14 protein-coding genes are annotated in these 16417 nt (G+C 62.8%); 11 read left to right on the top strand and 3 right to left on the bottom strand.

From position 1 onward, the window contains the following. The 7 genes from AB3K92_RS01775 to AB3K92_RS01745 all read left to right on the top strand — a co-directional run bounded on the left by AB3K92_RS01775 (window position 1) and on the right by AB3K92_RS01745 (window position 7795). Window positions 1–813, top strand: a complete 813-nt coding sequence (locus tag AB3K92_RS01775; RefSeq protein WP_141667349.1) for a hypothetical protein — start codon at window positions 1–3, stop codon at window positions 811–813. A gap of 321 nt (window positions 814–1134) precedes the next feature. After that, on the top strand, window positions 1135–2394 hold the full coding sequence (locus tag AB3K92_RS01770) for an MFS transporter (RefSeq protein WP_021163200.1): 1260 nt from the start codon (window positions 1135–1137) through the stop codon (window positions 2392–2394). Window positions 2395–2666: 272 nt separating this feature from the next. Beyond that, window positions 2667–3134, top strand: coding sequence for a RidA family protein (locus tag AB3K92_RS01765; RefSeq protein ID WP_301853461.1), 468 nt, complete (start codon window positions 2667–2669; stop codon window positions 3132–3134). 18 nt (window positions 3135–3152) lie between these two features. Then, window positions 3153–3890, top strand: coding sequence for a bifunctional 2-polyprenyl-6-hydroxyphenol methylase/3-demethylubiquinol 3-O-methyltransferase UbiG (locus AB3K92_RS01760; RefSeq protein WP_042977713.1), 738 nt, complete (start codon window positions 3153–3155; stop codon window positions 3888–3890). 113 nt (window positions 3891–4003) lie between these two features. Next, window positions 4004–5896, top strand: a complete 1893-nt coding sequence (locus AB3K92_RS01755; protein WP_301853462.1) for an SAM-dependent methyltransferase — start codon at window positions 4004–4006, stop codon at window positions 5894–5896. Between the two features lie 233 nt (window positions 5897–6129). Next, complete coding sequence (locus AB3K92_RS01750; protein ID WP_162175309.1) at window positions 6130–6654, top strand: chloramphenicol phosphotransferase CPT family protein; 525 nt, start codon at window positions 6130–6132, stop codon at window positions 6652–6654. Window positions 6655–7306: 652 nt separating this feature from the next. Continuing rightward, on the top strand, window positions 7307–7795 hold the full coding sequence (locus AB3K92_RS01745) for a DUF3592 domain-containing protein (RefSeq protein WP_081052508.1): 489 nt from the start codon (window positions 7307–7309) through the stop codon (window positions 7793–7795). Between the two features lie 26 nt (window positions 7796–7821). Here the strand turns inward: AB3K92_RS01745 and AB3K92_RS01740 are convergent, their stop codons facing one another. Together AB3K92_RS01740 and AB3K92_RS01735 are read right to left on the bottom strand one after the other, a co-directional pair. Beyond that, window positions 7822–8304: a hypothetical protein gene (locus tag AB3K92_RS01740; protein WP_141667350.1), complete on the bottom strand. Its 483-nt coding sequence runs from the start codon at window positions 8302–8304 to the stop codon at window positions 7822–7824. Between the two features lie 158 nt (window positions 8305–8462). Then, the gene (locus AB3K92_RS01735) at window positions 8463–9113 is read right to left on the bottom strand and encodes a GntR family transcriptional regulator (protein ID WP_230941490.1); all 651 of its coding nucleotides are present in this window, start codon (window positions 9111–9113) and stop codon (window positions 8463–8465) included. Window positions 9114–9166: 53 nt separating this feature from the next. Here AB3K92_RS01735 and AB3K92_RS01730 point away from each other — a divergent pair, with 53 nt between their 5' ends. After that, on the top strand, window positions 9167–10333 hold the full coding sequence (locus AB3K92_RS01730) for a pyridoxal phosphate-dependent aminotransferase (protein ID WP_301853465.1): 1167 nt from the start codon (window positions 9167–9169) through the stop codon (window positions 10331–10333). A gap of 176 nt (window positions 10334–10509) precedes the next feature. Here the strand turns inward: AB3K92_RS01730 and AB3K92_RS01725 are convergent, their stop codons facing one another. After that, complete coding sequence (locus tag AB3K92_RS01725) at window positions 10510–11856, bottom strand: MFS transporter (RefSeq protein WP_059855893.1); 1347 nt, start codon at window positions 11854–11856, stop codon at window positions 10510–10512. 297 nt (window positions 11857–12153) lie between these two features. Here AB3K92_RS01725 and AB3K92_RS01720 point away from each other — a divergent pair, with 297 nt between their 5' ends. From AB3K92_RS01720 to AB3K92_RS01710, 3 genes are all read left to right on the top strand, one after another. Next, window positions 12154–13191, top strand: coding sequence for a LacI family DNA-binding transcriptional regulator (locus AB3K92_RS01720; RefSeq protein WP_174392705.1), 1038 nt, complete (start codon window positions 12154–12156; stop codon window positions 13189–13191). Window positions 13192–13380: 189 nt separating this feature from the next. After that, window positions 13381–15162 (top strand): IlvD/Edd family dehydratase, encoded by a 1782-nt coding sequence (locus AB3K92_RS01715; RefSeq protein ID WP_059555383.1) that lies wholly within the window; start codon window positions 13381–13383, stop codon window positions 15160–15162. Window positions 15163–15193: 31 nt separating this feature from the next. Beyond that, a complete protein-coding gene (locus tag AB3K92_RS01710) occupies window positions 15194–16372 on the top strand; it encodes a fumarylacetoacetate hydrolase family protein (protein WP_059492899.1) in 1179 nt (392 codons plus the stop codon). Window positions 16373–16417 lie beyond the last annotated feature (45 nt).

Genomic DNA, 16417 nt, shown 5'->3' with positions numbered 1-16417 from the left:
ATGGTAAATTTTCTGTTTAATAAAACAATTATATCTTTCACATCTGTCTATTTCATGATTTTACGGTGCGCGGTTGCTTCGCCGTACATGGGACATGGTAGTGTATCCGATGATCCGTTCAGCACCCCATATTTCGCGAAAATCGATGGCAACATGGTACTCTCAGTTACCTTGCCACCAAAGCTATTGGGGCTGGACATGAACGACCGGAATTCAATCAAGTCCGAAACGGGCGACTTCAAACAAGCACGCTATACTTTCCCGGACGCGAAGGTTCCGAAATCAATCCTACACGATCTGACCAAGATATATCTTTATGATCGTCGACGCGATGTACCAATTGTGTCTTCGGGAAGGGACTGGGTAATCGCGGAATTTTTCAGGGCGGGATCCCATATACCCGTTTCACGCTTTCGGCTGCTGGGTAGGAAGGTCGAACGCCAGGAACAGCTGGATGAGACTGGACGAACGATTAGGATCATCGCTATCGGCTGGGCTCGCTCGTCCACGGCGGAAGATGACGAGACAACAGATATGTCAGAGCTCGGTCAACATCCCGTGTGGATTCGAGTATTCAAGGTATCTCCTGCGGGAAAGAAAATACTCGTTGCTTTAGCCTGGCGACGGAAGCGTTTCGCTACGGCACCTGAGATCTATGACGAACCAGACGACAAGTTGCTCGCTTTCGGTCTACCGAATGGAACTGTGAAGTGGCATACAAAGGCCGAGTTCCTGAAAGCGTGGGATATTGACCCCAATGCTACAAAGTTATTGGGAAGGTCCGTGTCGACAGAAAAATCGCACCAACCATGACCAATCCTTACTGGAGTCTTATTTTTCCGACTACTCTGAACTATTCGCACTAGACAGAAAATTTCTTCAGTCTTTGTCACGCGGTACCCGAGCACTTTTTCCGATTTCGCTTGCACCTCACGTTACGTCAGCTTTTATGGTTCATACGGACGAGACGGCCTGGGCATTGACGTGGCGCTGCAGCTGGCTCTTGATCTGAATGGGCCGTATGCGCATGGCCATTGACCACGTATCTGATCCGCTGACCGCGGGCTGAAGCAGCGTGCCAGGCGCGCGTGCTTACGTCCGCTTGTCCAGATTCATCAGTAGGGAGCCACTTTCATGGCGTTAGCCGCCGAACTGAAACAGAATGCTTCGCTGTATTTCCTGGCGTTGGGTGCCTTTGCGATTGGTACCGAAGGATTTATGCTCGCGGGGCTGCTGCCGATCATCGCGACAGATCTGTCCATCAGCGTCGCGGAGGCGGGGCAGCTCGTGACCGTCTTTTCGATTGCGTACGCGATCAGCTCGCCGATCCTGACGACGGCCGGTGCGGGCGTGAACCGGCGGCATTTCCTGATTGTCGCGCTGCTGTGCTTCGCAGCCGCCAATTTCGCGGCTTGCGCATCGCCCGGCTATCTGCCGCTGCTGGCCGCGCGCGTCCTGCTAGCCGTATCGGCCGGCCTGTACATGCCGAGCGCGAATGCGCTCGCCGGCTCGCTGGTCGCGCCGGAGCGTCGGGGGCGTGCGCTCGCGACCGTCCATGGCGGGGTTACGATCGCCGTCGCACTTGGCGTGCCGCTCGGCGCGTGGATCGGCAGCCACTTCGGCTGGCGTGCGACCTTCGCCAGCATCGGCGTGTTGTCCGCGCTCGTGACGCTCGGGGTGATGGTCGGCTTGCCGCGCGGGGTCGGCGCGAACCTGTCGGTACCGTCGCTCGCCCAACGGGTGGCCGTCGGGCGCCAGCCCGCCGTGCTGGTCACGCTGCTCATTACGACCCTATGGGCCGCCGGCATCTGGACTATCTATCCCTATCTCGCGCCGTTCTTGACAGGCCGCCCTGGCTTCAGCGGCGCGCAAGTGGGCGTCGTGCTGCTGCTGTATGGCGTGTTTGCCGGCATCGGCGTATCCATCGGCGGTCGTGCGATTGATCGTCTCGGCAGCGGGAAGGTATTGATCGCCTGTCTGATCGTAATGACGCTGTCGTATGAGAGCCTGACCGCCAGCGCGCTGCACCTGGAACCCGCGCATGCGCGCGTCGCGATCCTGATCGCGATTGCCGCATGGGGTGCAGCAGGCTGGGCGTTCAACCCGGCTCAGCAAACCAAGCTGATCGACATCGCCGGCCTTGACGTCGCGCCGGTCTCGCTGTCGCTCAATTCATCGTTCACGTATCTCGGCTTCGCGCTCGGCGCGGCGCTTGGATCGTTCATCGTCGCGTACCGCTCCGTGACTGACATTGGCGCGATCGGTGGAGTGTGCGAGGTCGCTGCGCTGCTCATCACGCTGGTGACCCATCGCCGTGTCCGGCCTACGGCGACGCGCATTCACGGCGCGGTCCCGGCTGCCCCCACGCCCGCCGAACGTTCGACGCAGCCATGAAACGACACGAATGCAAGACAACGTAACGGGACACGATGAGCCCGTAGTGCCTTCGTCACGGTTGACGTCGACAGCGCCGGACTGACAGAGGTCTTGACCCGACGATCGACATTGACGGATCGTTGTGGGCGAGTCGGAAATCGTGATACGAGGAAAGGTACCTCACTCACGCGGAGGCGATCGTGATGGAGGCACCGGCAGACGTGTCAAACTGATGAGCGAAGCCGTCGCACCTTTCTGGTTCAAACCGATCACCAAAACCGGGGACTGCTATGACTACCGAAGAGCGACTCAAAAGTTCAGGGTTAGTACTGCCTCCAGTTCCTTCTCCTATCGCCAACTTCGTGAGTTGGCGGCGATCCGGCCAGATTCTTTATCTATCCCGTCAGGGGCCACGCGATGCTTCCGGCATGATTATCAGCGGGAAATTAGGTCGGAACTACAGTGTCGAACGAGGCTATGCCGATGCCCGTCAAGTGGGTCTGCAGCTTTTGTCGACAATTCAACAGGCGGCAGGATCGCTTGATCACATTGCCGGCGTTTTGAAAATCTTCGGCATGGTGAACGCAGCGCCGGACTTTTGCGATCATCCGAAGGTCATTAACGGCTGCTCGGACCTGTTTGTGGAGGTACTAGGCGATCGCGGTCGGCACGCCAGGTCGGCGGTTGGGATGGGTTCGCTACCCAACGGGATGTCGGTGGAAATCGAAGCGATCGTCGAGATCGTGAACGGGCACTAAGACATCGATGGTGACGCAATGACGAATGCGATCTCGCGGCACTACGATACGCTCCTTGCAGAGCACTACACCTGGATGTTTGGAATGCCTTTCCGGGACAAAGTGGATGAGCAAAGAAAACTGCTCGAGGCGCTGGGAGTAGTGGCCGGCAGGCATGGAACAGCACTCGATCTCGGCAGCGGGCCCGGATTCCAGTCGATTGCACTCGCGAGCCTGGGTTTCGAAAAAGTCGTTGCTGTCGATACGAGCCAGACGCTACTAGACGAACTCAATAACCAGAAGGGCGATCTTCCAATCGAGACGGCCTTCGCTGATCTGCGAGGCTTGGATCGCCTGGTCGTTCCTCGGTCTGCGGAGGCAATCGTGTGCATGGGTGACACGCTCACGCACCTGGACAGCATGCAGGACGTGAAGGACGTGTTCAGGAAGGCGCGAGATGTCTTGCAACCGTCGGGCCTTCTGATCCTGACTTTTCGGGATCTCTCCATCGAGCTAACGGGGTTGGACCGGATTTTCCCCATTCGCGCTGATCGCGATCGCATCATGACGTGCATGCTCGAATATGGCCCAGATGCCGTTGTTGTCAATGACCTTGTCCATGTTCGAGAAGCGGGAGCCTGGACGCTTCACAAGAGCAGTTATCAAAAGCTCCGGCTGCATCCTGATACGCTTTCGGACGAATTGAGGCGAATGGGTTTCACCGTGAGAACAAACGCGCCAATTGGCAGAATGCACGCACTTGTCGCGGAGAAGTGATCGCAGGCCGTGGGAGGAAATCACGCGTTGAAAGTTGCTTGCACAACCTTTTATATTTCCCTTGCACCTGACGTTGCGTCAGCTTTTATAGTCGGTACCGACGACTGGGAAAAATGCGACTGAAAATCGGCGATCTGGCGAAGAAGGCGGGACTTAGCGTCCGTGCGTTGCATCACTACGATGCAATCGGGTTGCTGTCGCCGTCGCAGCGTACCGAGGGCGGTGCGCGCCTTTATGGGCGCGACGATCTCATCCGGCTGCACCGCATCGAAGCATTGAAGCGGTTCGGGTATTCGCTTCCGGACATCAAGGCCAGCCTCGATGGTCAGTTCGCCGATGCACCGCTTCTGCTTCTGCAGCGCCAGATCGCAGAACTCGACGCGCAGGCGTCGCGCGCGCAGCGTCTCGGTCGTCACCTGCGATACATCGTGGACATGCTCGCCACCGACGGCGAGACCACGACAACCGACTGGCTGAATGCTCTGGAGCTGATGAACATGGTTCAAAAACACCTCGATGACGACGAATTCGATGCGCTGCTGGCGGCCGGCCCTGAGTCGATGCCGTCGACCGATCCGGCATGGTCCGCGCTGATAGACGAAGTTCGCGAGGCCGTGCAACGGCCATTGCCGACTGACAGCGACGCAGCCGTGGCGCTCGCATGGCGCTGGATCCGGCTTGTGGTGCGGATGACCCGCAATGACCCAACGCTCGCCGCCAAGCTGATGACAATGCAGCTCGACGAGCCGCGTGCACCACAACTCGTCGGCATCACCGCGCCGATGCTGGCGTGGATCAATGAAGCATTCGTGCACGCGCGCTGCGCGCTATTCGCGAAGTATCTCGGTGCGGCGCAGATGAGGGAAGTGCGTAGTCGCCAGTTCGCGATGATGAACAGCCGCGCCTGGCCCGCGCTGGTAGGCGATTTGCGCGCGCAGATGGAAGACGGGGTCGATGCAGGGGCGGCACCGGTACAGGCGATCGTCAAGCGCTGGCAGCAATTGTTTCGCGACAGCTTCTGCGGGGAGGACAAGGTGCTCGAGGCGCGCGTGCTCGATGTAATGATGCGCGAGCCCGATCTGCAGCTCGGTGTCGGCATCGACGACGCGTTGCTTGCCTATCTGCACCAGGCGAACTTCGCTGGCCACGGCGTGATCGCAGCCAACGCCGGACCCAAGCCGAGCGCGTTGATGGTAGCCACGCAGCGGGCTGCGCACCAGTTGCTCGATCGGCCTCTGGTGCTGGACGATCCGGTCGCTCTCGCTGTCCTTGGTGCGACTGAAGCCCAGGCCGTGCACGACAACATCGACCGGTTCCGGCATCCGGCTTCGGTCGGACTGCGCAGTTCGGTGATCGTACGCAGCCGGTTGGCCGATGACGTGTGGGCGGCGGCGATCGAACGAGGTGTTCGCCAGTATGTGGTGCTCGGCGCGGGGCTCGATACCAGCGCGTACCGGCATCCCCATGCGGCCGGGCGTATCTTCGAATTCGATCTGCCGGCGACGCAGGCATGGAAGCAAGCGCGCTTGCGCGAGGCCGGCATCGCGTTGCCGCCATCGCTGCATTTCGTACCGGTCGACTTCGAGCGCGTCGGCTTGGCCGAGGGTCTTGCACGTGCCGGTTTCGACGCGGATGCGCCGGCCATATTCAGTTGGCTTGGGGTGACGATGTATCTCGACGAGGCGGCGGTCATCGATACGTTGCGTTTCGTCGTCGATTGTTCCGAAGGCAGCGCGGTGCTGTTCGACTATGCTCTGCCGCTGTCGAGTCTGCCGCCGATCCTGCGTATCGCGATGGAGCAGATGACGTCGCAATTCGCCGAGCGCGGGGAGCCGTGGAAGAGCTTCTTCGAGCCCGACACGCTTGTCGAAACGTTGGTCTCGCTGGGTTTCGGCCACTGCACCACGTGGACGCCGGACGATTTGAATCAGCGTTATTTATCGAACCGCACCGATGCGCTGCTTCTCGGAGAGACGCCCACACGGCTGGTGCTGGCGACGGTCTGAATCCAGTGCCGCTTTCTGTTCCGGTGTCGATCGGTTAGGCGGCCTCAGTCAGCTATTCGACGGGGCGGACAAGGTAAGCGCAAAGTCCTATCATAAGCTCCAGGGTTATGGAATCGGGGCCTTACGGTCGGGGTTCGAAGTCCGCGATGCGAATTGACGACTTTATTTTGGCGAGACTGTTAATAATATCGTCAACTTAGCCGCGGGACCGCTTGCTCCGCGAGGATTCTGGAGTGACAGATTTAATTTGCGTGACGTTGTCCAAGTATCTGTGCGAGAACCTGCAGGAACGCTACTTACATGTCGAGCTTGATGCATTCCGGCAGATGGAGCCTGCCAATTATTGGGACGTCGAAAAGCCGTTGGCACGAATTCGCGTAGCAGCCCTGTGTCGAGCAATTAATGCAACGGCGGTTACATTTTCAAGACACGGCCAGGCCGTGATCGTCGATCATGTTCTCTCGCCCGAGGCGTGGCGCTACATGCTCGAAGACATGATCGGGCTACCGGTACTGATCGTTGGCGTTTTTTGTGAGCTCGAAGTCCTGATGGAGCGTGAACAGAACCGCGGCGACCGTAAGCTCGGACTGGCCGAGTCTCAATTTCACTCGATTCACGCTAATCGGCACTACGATTTCATCGTAGACACATCATCTTCGAGTAGCGCTGAATGCGGTCAGCTAGTGCTGGCGTGGTTGCAATCGCAGCCGACGCCTGCTGCATTCGCGAAAATGAACCAGCAGTTTTTCTGTAGCTAAGATGGGCAGGTAGCTGCCGCCCGTCATCGCGGACACCTGAGCGGATGGCCAGCTTCGAGCGATCAGGAGCGTGCCGCTGGTAAACTCGGGCCGCCAAAGCAATTTTTTCCGGTCACATGAGCACGCAACCCACCGCAGCACCTGCACCCGTCACCCCCATGATGCAGCAGTACCTGCGCTTTATCTGACAAGGCCTGACGCACAAAGCCACGCCGAGACCTACGCCGATAGTTTTGGCGATGGGCCGCTACCGACGGTGGATTCAACCGGTCGATGCAACACCTCCACTGCTTACGCAGCTTCTAGTGTGTTGCATCGACCGGTTGAATCCACCACCGGATGGCGAACTTCGTGCGATCCCGTCCGGCCCACTGGTAAACTCGGCGGGCCAAAGCAACTTTTTCCGTTCACATGAGCACCTAACTCGCAGCAGCACCTGCAACCGTCACCCCAACGATGCAGCAGTACCTGCGCGTTATCTGACAGGGCCCGGCTAGAAAAGCTACGTCCAAAGCTACGCGTATTCCTTGGGAATTGAGACTCTTGATCTATTTCGGCCCGTCTGTCCCCGTGTACGACTTCAACCAGGCCAAAAAAGAGCGATCTCAACCGAGACAACGGATTACAAGTGAAAACAAGGACAAATACGCGGATGTCCATCATCGTCTGGACAACTCTAGTTCTGGCGGGGAGTGTCATCGTCTGGATCGGAAACGCGACCGCGTCGCGAGTCTATTTCGTGATAGTAGAGCGGTCATGGTCCTCGACCGACGCGACCGTTCTATCATCGGAAACAATTTCTCGATCCCAGAAGAGCGGGAGGATCTGGACACCGTCGTGGACATACTCGTATATCGTGCACGGTCGTCGATATGTGAGTCAAAGTAGCAGCACCATTTACGGTTACAACGCGACATGGTACGGATCGCAAGAACTTGCCAAGCGAGCTGCGCTATCCCGCCCTGCTGGCTATACGCTGCCAGCTTACTTCGACCCGGCCGATGCCAGTCACTCGGTCTTGGACCGAGCAACGTGGCGAGGAGAGGACTGGATCACGCTGGCTCTTCTTCTGCTGCTGCTCGCTTCAGTTGCGAAGGGGCTTCAAAGCTTCTGGCGGGCCCATTCGAAGAGGGACGGGTAGGCTACGCGCAACCGGTTTAGGGGCAGTCATCGTCGATCAAGGCGCAGCTCACGCCACACTTGCATTCCCTGATACCAACCGACAATGGGTATCAGTGTCGCCGCGCCGAAAGTTAAAATCATTGAAACGGCAAGTAGATGCTCGCCCGCAACCGGCCTGAAAACAAACCCTAAAACGACGACGGACGCGAAAAGCGCACCAAACAAAATGGCGGCAAATCGCAGAGACGCTATTGAGGCAACGCCCTCAATGCGCCCACTCTGATGGTCGCGCCAACCCTCCAATGTTTGCCAATCGTTCGGATTTCGGAGTACTGCGGTTACGATCATTCCGCTCTCAACTCGAACAGTTCCGAGAATCTGCACAGCGTATTGTCGCTGACCGTCTATGGTGGCATTGAATGTCGTGTGCGTCCCGAACCTTGTTCGGGTCATTGCCGCGCCCGACACATCATCGATTGCCGCTGTAACTCGGTAGAGCTTCACTTTTCTAACGCCCCAGTCATCCATCGACACTGATTGTCGACGATTCAGGCAATCGCGTCGAGCGACTCTTCCTGGCCGGATGCCGCCCGACGCGTTTGACTATAGCTACCCCAGAGAAAACGCCAGCCATTCCCCATACCAGCCTTCCGCACCGGTCAATGCCCCCGGCCTGACCCGCATCCCTACCGCCCACGCAACGCCTGAGCCAGCGCATCCCCCGCAGCCAGAATATGCGCGGACAGCGCCGCACACGCCGCGTCCACATCCCCCTCGCGTATCGCCCGAACGATGTCCCGATGCTCGTCGTTCGAGCGATCCTGCCAGTCGAGTTGCTGCCACGTCGCATACAGATGCCGTGAACTGGCCCGATGCATGTCGCCGATCGCGGCGACGAGCCGCGGCATCCCGCACGGCGCGGTCAACGCCCGATGAAACCTCAGGTTCAGCGTGCCCAGCACGGCGATGCCACGCGCCGCGGCCTCCTGATCGAGGGTCGCATCGAGTTCCTCCAGCGCCCGCGCATCGAGCGCGGGAATCGCCTCACGCAACGCCAGCGCCTCGAAAGCAGCACGCATCTTGGCCATTTCAAGCACGTCCGCCGGCTCGAGCGGCGCCGCTCGCACGCCCCGTCGCGGTTCCACCACGGCCAACCCCTGCGCTTCCAGCCGTCTGAACGCCTCGCGTACCGGCACATGACTCGCGCCGAACTCTGCCGCGATGTGGTCCTGACGCAGCCACTCCCCCGGCGCGATGACGCCCGAGATGATGCGGTCCGCCAATGCGCTGGCGATCCGATCAGCCAGCGAGCGATCCTCCTTGACTTCCAAATTCATCCCGACCACCATGCATAGATTATCTATTAAATTGTAACAAACCCGGAGGTCCGATGCACCACCACCGCCCTGTCCGTCTGCAGCACATTGCCGGCATCGGCGTCGATCGCATGGGCTCGATCGCCGATCATGCCGACGTCGACCTTTTGCGACTCGAAAATCTCGACACCGACCTCCCACCCACTTCAGAAGCGCTGGCCTTCACCCGAGAAGCCATCCAGCGAGACTCGGCCAACTCCTATTTGCCCTTCGTCGGTCAGGATCGGCTGCGCGCGAGCGCTGCCGCCCACGTGTCGGCGCTTTCGGGGCAGCGCTTCACGGCCGACCAGGTGGTGGTGTCGGCGGGCGGACTCTCCGGCATTCTGAATACGCTGCTCGCCACCGTCGAGACGGGCGACGAAGTCATCGTCACCGATCCGACGTACGCCGGTCTGCTGAACCGCATCCGCCTGGCGGGCGGCGTGCCCAAGCAAGTCCCGTTCACCTTCACGCCGGGCAGCGAATGGAAGCTGGACCAGGCGGCACTGCGGGCAGCAATCGGTCCGAAAACGCGGGCCATGCTGCTGATGTCTCCGTCGATGCCTTCGGGCGGCTTCTTCGATGCGTCCGACTGGCAACTGATCGCGAGCCTGTGCGTGCAGAACGATCTGCTGCTGATCCTCGACAGCGCGATGGAACGGCTGCTTTTCGACGGACGCACGGTCATCCATCCCGCCGGCCTGCCCGGCATGGCCGAGCGTACGGTCACGGTCGGCGCGGCGTCGAAAGAGTTGCGCATGATCGGCTGGCGGGTCGGCTGGATCGTCGCGCCGGAATGGCTGATTCCGGATCTGGTGGCTGTGTCGCTCGCCAATGTCGTGGTACCGGTCGGCATAGCCCAGGAGGCCGCGGCGGTTGCGCTCGAACATTCCGCATCCGATCTGCCTGGCTACGTGAGCGAACTCGAGAGACGGCGGGACACGGTCGCCGCCGAACTGTCGGGGCTCCCGTTCGGCATGCCGGCGGGCGGCTGGTCGATGCTGCTGCGCGTGTCCGATTTCGGTCTGACCGGATCGCAGATGTCGGAACGGTTGCTGCGCCGGGGCGTATGTGCGACGGCCATGACCGGATGGGGCGTCGCCCACGGCGAGCAGTACGTCCGTTTCGTGTTCTCGAACGAACCGGTCGACCGGTTGCGCACGCTCGGGGACAAGGTGCGCTCCGCACTGGAGGACGCATGACGGCCGCTCACGAGAAAGCGGAGTCGCGCGCGGGCGTCCCTGGCTGGAAGTAGCCGGAATTCCGCGTGTGGTGGTCGAGCAAACTCACACAAGATCGAGCCGCGTGACGTGATGCATCCGGCGCCGAGGCGGCGCGATGCCCCCGCCCCGGCCGGACGTAACGTCCCGCCAACGCCCTACCGCCCCACCGGCGGCCGCAGGATATCGCGCGGAATCGACGCGATCAGCACGCAGCTGATCAGCAGGCAAGCGCCCAGCGCATAAGTCCCGTTGTTGATGTTGCCGGTCATCTGCTTGGCGACGCCGGTGATCATCGAGCCCGTGAAGCCGGACAGGTTCCCCACCGAATTGATCAGTGCGATGCCGGCGGCCGCGGCCGTGCCGGACAGGATCTGCCCCGGAAAGGTCCAGTAGATCGGCATCAGCGCGAGGATGCCGCAGGTGGCAATGGTCAGGAATACGATCGACAGCGCCACGTTGTGCGCGAACGCCGCGCTCAGGATCAGGAAGACGCCGCCGATCAGCGCGGGAATCGCCGCATGCAGGCGGCGTTCGCCGGTCTTGCGCGAGTGCGACGCGTTCCACACCATCGCGAAGATCGCCGTCAGGTAAGGAATGGCCGTCAGCACGCCGATGTGCAGCGGGCTGTGCACGCCCGACGCGCGGATGATCGACGGCAGCCAGAAGGCCAGCCCGTAGAAACCGGTATTGAACGTCAGCAAGATGAAGGTGAGCAACCAGACGCGCGGGCTGCGCAGCGCGGCGCCGATGCTGTGCGACTTGTGCGCGGCCTCGGATTCGAGGTTGCGCGACAGCACCGCCTTTTCGTCGGCGGACAGCCACTTCGCCGTCTGCGGACCGTCGCCGAGGCAGGCCAGCACGATGAACGCCACCACGATCGACGGCAGCCCTTCGAGCAGCAGCATCCATTGCCAGCCGCTCATGCCCGACAGGCCGTGCGTCTGCTCCATCAGCCAGCCGGACAGCACGCTGCCGAGCGTCAGGCTCAGCGGGATCGCGACCAGGAAGCCCGACATCGCCACGCTCTGGCGCCGCGCCGGGAACCAGTAGTTCAGGTACAGGATGACGCCCGGGAAAAAACCCGCTTCGCACAGCCCCAGCAGGAAGCGCAGCGTGTAGAACATCGTGGTCGTCTGCACGTGGAAGAACTGCGCGAGCGGCACGATGAACGCCATCGACGACGACACGATGCCCCACGTGATCATGATCCGCGCGATCCAGAAGCGCGCGCCGTAGCGGTGCAGCAGCAGGTTGCTGGGCATCTCGAACAGGAAATAGCCCCAGAAGAAGATGCTGGCGCCGAGCGCATAGACGCCGTCGCTCAGGTTCAGGTCGTCGAGCATCTGCAGCTTCGCGAAGCCCACGTTGACGCGGTCCAGGTAGGCCACGACGTAACAGAGCAGCAGCAACGGCAGGATGCGCCGCATGACCTTGCGGTAAAGGGCGTCTTCGGACGAGTCGGCCGCGGCCGGCGCGGCAGCGGCCTGCGTAAGGGATGGCATCGGTCTGTCTCCTGATTGTGTCGATCTTCTTCGTACCGTCGCGTGCGCTGCGTGCATCTATGTTACCGGTAACATCCGGGACCCAAAAAAAGCCGACGAGGCGACGGGAGCGATCGGCAAGCTGATACCGGTAACACATTCGAAGGTAGCATGCGGCGACACGCGTGTACAAGTGCCGCCGGACGCGTGGTTTCCCTAGTGCGACCCTCACCGCGGCGGGCGCGCCGCGCCCCGCCTGCGCGGTATGCCGCACCGGTATGATGTAGCCTTTCCGGCCTTCTCCCGATCGCGATTCCGATGCCCAGTCCCACCGCCGTCCGGCCCGCCGGGCCGCCCCGCATGTCCGACGTAGCGCGCCTCGCCGGCGTATCGAAGATGACGGTGTCGCGCGTGCTCGCCGGCCACAGCGTGGCCGCCGAAACGCGCGCACGGGTGTGCGAGGCCATCGACCAGCTCGGCTACGTGGCGGATGCCGCTGCCGGTGCGCTGTCGTCGGGGCGCTCGGAATTCGTCGCGGTGCTGGTGCCGTCGCTGTCGAGTTCCAACTTCTCGGACACCGTGCGCGGCCTGACCGATGCGCTTGAGCCGCATGGTCTGCAACTGCTGCTCGGCGATACCGACTACGACCTGGAACGGGAAGAACGGCTCGTCCGGTCGATGCTGCGACACCAGCCGCGCTGCATCGCGCTGACGGGGTCGCAGCACACCGATGCGACGCGCAAGGTATTGGAGCGCTCGGCGATTCCGGTGGTCGAGATGTGGGACCTGCCCACGCGCCCGATCGACACCGCCGTCGGCTTCTCGAACGTGCGCGCCGCCCGTGCGATGGTGCGCCACCTGGCCGAGCGCGGTTACCGGCGCATCGGCTTTCTGGTCGGCGCGAGCGAACTGGATCGCCGCGGCCTGGACCGGCTCAAGGGCTACCAGGCGGAGATCAAGGCGCAGGGGCTGGGCGAACCGCGCGTCGTGCGGCTGGGCGAATCGCCGATCACGATGAGCCACGGCGGGCCGGCGATGGCCGCGCTACTGGAGCAATGGCCGGATACCGACGCGGTGATGTGCGTGAGCGACATGTCGGCGTTCGGCGCGATCATGGAGTGTCACCGGCGCGGGCTCGCCGTGCCGGCCGACATCGCCGTGGCCGGCTTCGGAAACTTCGAAGTGGCGACATGCTGCCATCCGACCATCACGACCGTATCGGTCGACGCGTACGGCATCGGGCTGCGCACGGGCGAAGCGTTGCTGGCGGCGCTGCAAGCGCGTGACGGCGGCGAGCGGACCGAATCGAAAAGCATCCGTATCGACTACACGATCATCGCGCGGGAAAGCGCCTGACAAGCCGACGGCCGCGCGCATCCCAAGACGCGACGCGCGCGGCGTCGTACCGGCCCCTGCCCCGCTCCTTCGCCACGCGCGCACGAAATCCCTTCCGCTACGCAAAAAGCCCGTGCTAACATCCAAGCGATGTTACCGGTATCATACCGGTACATAAAATGAAAAAGGCCCCTCAGGAGACAGCCTGCCATGTCACACACGCCTCGCCGCCTGCGCAGTCAGGAATGGTTCGACGACCCCGCCCACGCGGACATGACGGCGCTCTATGTCGAGCGCTTCATGAACTACGGGTTGACGCGCGAGGAACTGCAGTCGGGCCGCCCCATTATCGGCATCGCGCAGACGGGCAGCGATCTCGCGCCATGCAACCGCCACCACATCGAGCTGGCCGAACGCACCAAGGCGGGCATCCGCGACGCGGGCGGCATTCCGATGGAGTTCCCCGTGCATCCGCTCGCCGAGCAAAGCCGCCGGCCCACCGCCGCGCTCGACCGCAATCTCGCGTACCTCGGGCTGGTGGAAGTGCTGCACGGCTTTCCGCTGGACGGGGTGGTGCTGACGACCGGCTGCGACAAGACCACGCCCGCGTGCCTGATGGCGGCCGCCACGGTCGACATGCCCGCGATCGTGCTGTCGGGCGGCCCGATGCTCGACGGCTGGCACGAGGGCAAGCGGGTCGGCTCGGGCACGGTGATCTGGCATGCGCGCAACCTGCTCGCGGCGGGCGAGATCGACTACGAAGGCTTCATGCAGCTGACCACGGCCTCGTCGCCGTCGATCGGCCATTGCAACACCATGGGCACCGCGCTGTCGATGAACAGCCTCGCCGAGGCGCTGGGCATGTCGCTGCCCGGCTGTGCGAGCATTCCCGCCGCCTATCGCGAGCGCGGCCAGATGGCTTACGCGACCGGCAAGCGCGCGGTCGAGCTCGTTCGGGAAGACCTGCGCCCGTCGACAATCATGACGCGTGCGGCGTTCGAGAATGCGATCGTCGTGGCCTCCGCGCTGGGCGCATCGACCAACTGCCCGCCGCACCTGATCGCGATTGCGCGCCACATGGGCGTCGAACTGAGCCTGGACGACTGGCAGCGCTTCGGTGAATCGGTGCCGCTGCTCGTCAACTGCATGCCGGCCGGCGACTACCTCGGCGAGAGCTTCCACCGCGCCGGCGGCGTGCCCGCCGTGCTGCGCCAGCTCGATTCGGCCGGGCTGCTGCGGCGCGACTGCCTGACCGTATCGGGCCGCGCGATCGGCGAGATCGCCGACACCGCGCAGGACGCCGACCGCGACGTGATCCGCACGCCCGACGCGCCGCTCAAGCATGGCGCCGGCTTCATGGTGCTGTCGGGCAACTTCTTCGACAGCGCGATCATGAAGATGTCGGTGGTGGGCGACGCGTTCCGCCGCACCTACCTGTCCGAGCCGGGCGCGGAGAATACGTTCGAGGCGCGCGCGATCGTGTTCGACGGCCCCGAGGACTATCACGCGCGCATCAACGATCCCGCGCTGAACATCGACGAGCGCTGCATCCTCGTGATCCGCGGCTGCGGCACGGTCGGCTACCCGGGCAGTTCCGAAGTCGTGAACATGGCGCCGCCTGCCGAACTGGTGAAGCGCGGCGTGACGTCGCTGCCGTGCATGGGTGACGGACGCCAGAGCGGCACATCGGCCAGCCCGTCGATCCTGAACATGTCGCCGGAAGCGGCGGTCGGCGGCGGCCTCGCGCTGCTGCGCACGAACGATCGCGTGCGCGTGGACCTGAATCGCCGCAGCGTCGACGTGCTCGTCGACGAGGACGAACTCGCGCGCCGCCGCGAAACCGAAAGCTTCACCGTGCCGCAGGCGCAAACGCCGTGGCAGGAACTCTATCGCCGGTTCGTCGGCCAGCTGTCCACCGGCGGCTGCCTCGAACCGGCCACGCTGTACCTGAAGGTGATCGAGCAGCGCGGCAACCCGCGCCATTCGCACTGACCCACCGCCCCCGACTCTTGCCGAGCTGACCATGCATACGCCTTCCGTTTCCGATTGCCTGCCGCACGACCTCGACCACGCGCTGCTGATCGGCCGCGTCTGGCGGCACGATGGCGCCCACGCGGGCCCGAGCGTCGTCGCCGTGCGCGGCGGCGAAGTGTTCGACATCACGCGCACCGTGCCGACCACCGCCGACCTGTTCGATCGCCCCGATGCAGCCGCCATCGCGCGCACCGCTGCCGGCGATTCGCTCGGCCGTGTCGAGCCGTTGTTGCAGGCCGCGCTGGACGGCACGCCGGGCGCGACGCACCTGCTCGTGCCGTGCGACGTGCAGGCGATCAAGGCGTGCGGCGTGACCTTTGCGGTCAGCCTGATCGAACGCGTGATCGAGGAACAGGCGGGCGGCGATCCGGCCAAAGCGCGCGAGGTACGCGACACCATCGCCGCGACCATCGGCACCGATCTATCGAAGATCGTGCCGGGCTCGGAAGCCGCGCTGCGCCTGAAGGCGGAGCTCGAACGCCGCGGCGCCTGGTCGCAATACATGGAAGTCGGCATCGGCCCGGATGCGGAGGTGTTCTCCAAGGCGCAGCCGATGTCGGCGGTCGGCTTCGGCGCGGACGTGGGGCTGCTGCCCGTGTCGGTGTGGAACAACCCGGAACCGGAGATCGTGCTGGCGGTCGCCCGCGACGGCAGGCCGGTGGGCGCGACGCTCGGCAACGACGTGAACCTGCGCGACATCGAAGGCCGTTCGGCGCTGCTGCTCGGCAAATGCAAGGACAACAACGGCTCGTGCGCGATCGGCCCGTTCGTGCGGCTGTTCGACGACGGCTTCACGCTCGACAGCGTGCGGCAATGCAGTGTGTCGCTGCGCGTCGAAGGCGCGGACGACGGCTTCGTACTCGACGGCATCAGCCACATGCGCGAGATCAGCCGCGACCCGGCCGACCTCGTCGCACAGACCTGCGGCGCGCATCACCAGTATCCGGACGGCTTCATGCTGTTCCTCGGCACGATGTTCTCGCCGATCCAGGATCGCGACGCGCCCGGCGGCGGATTCACGCATCACCTCGGCGACCGCGTCACGATCTCCACGCCCGCGCTCGGCGCACTCGTCAATACCGTGCGGCTTTGCACGGAGATCGCGCCGTGGACCTTCGGCGTGCGCGCGCTGTATGCGAATCTGGCGGCACGCGGGCTGCTTGCCTGAGCGGAACGGCAGCGATACCGGCCTGCCCACCCGCGATCGATCACG

It is taken from the genome of Burkholderia sp. Bmkn7 (assembly GCF_041103175.1).
GTDB classification, from domain to species: Bacteria; Pseudomonadota; Gammaproteobacteria; order Burkholderiales; family Burkholderiaceae; genus Burkholderia; species Burkholderia cepacia.
The sequence above is the reverse complement of the archived record's forward strand: the minus strand, read 5'-3'. Positions and strand labels throughout refer to the sequence as shown.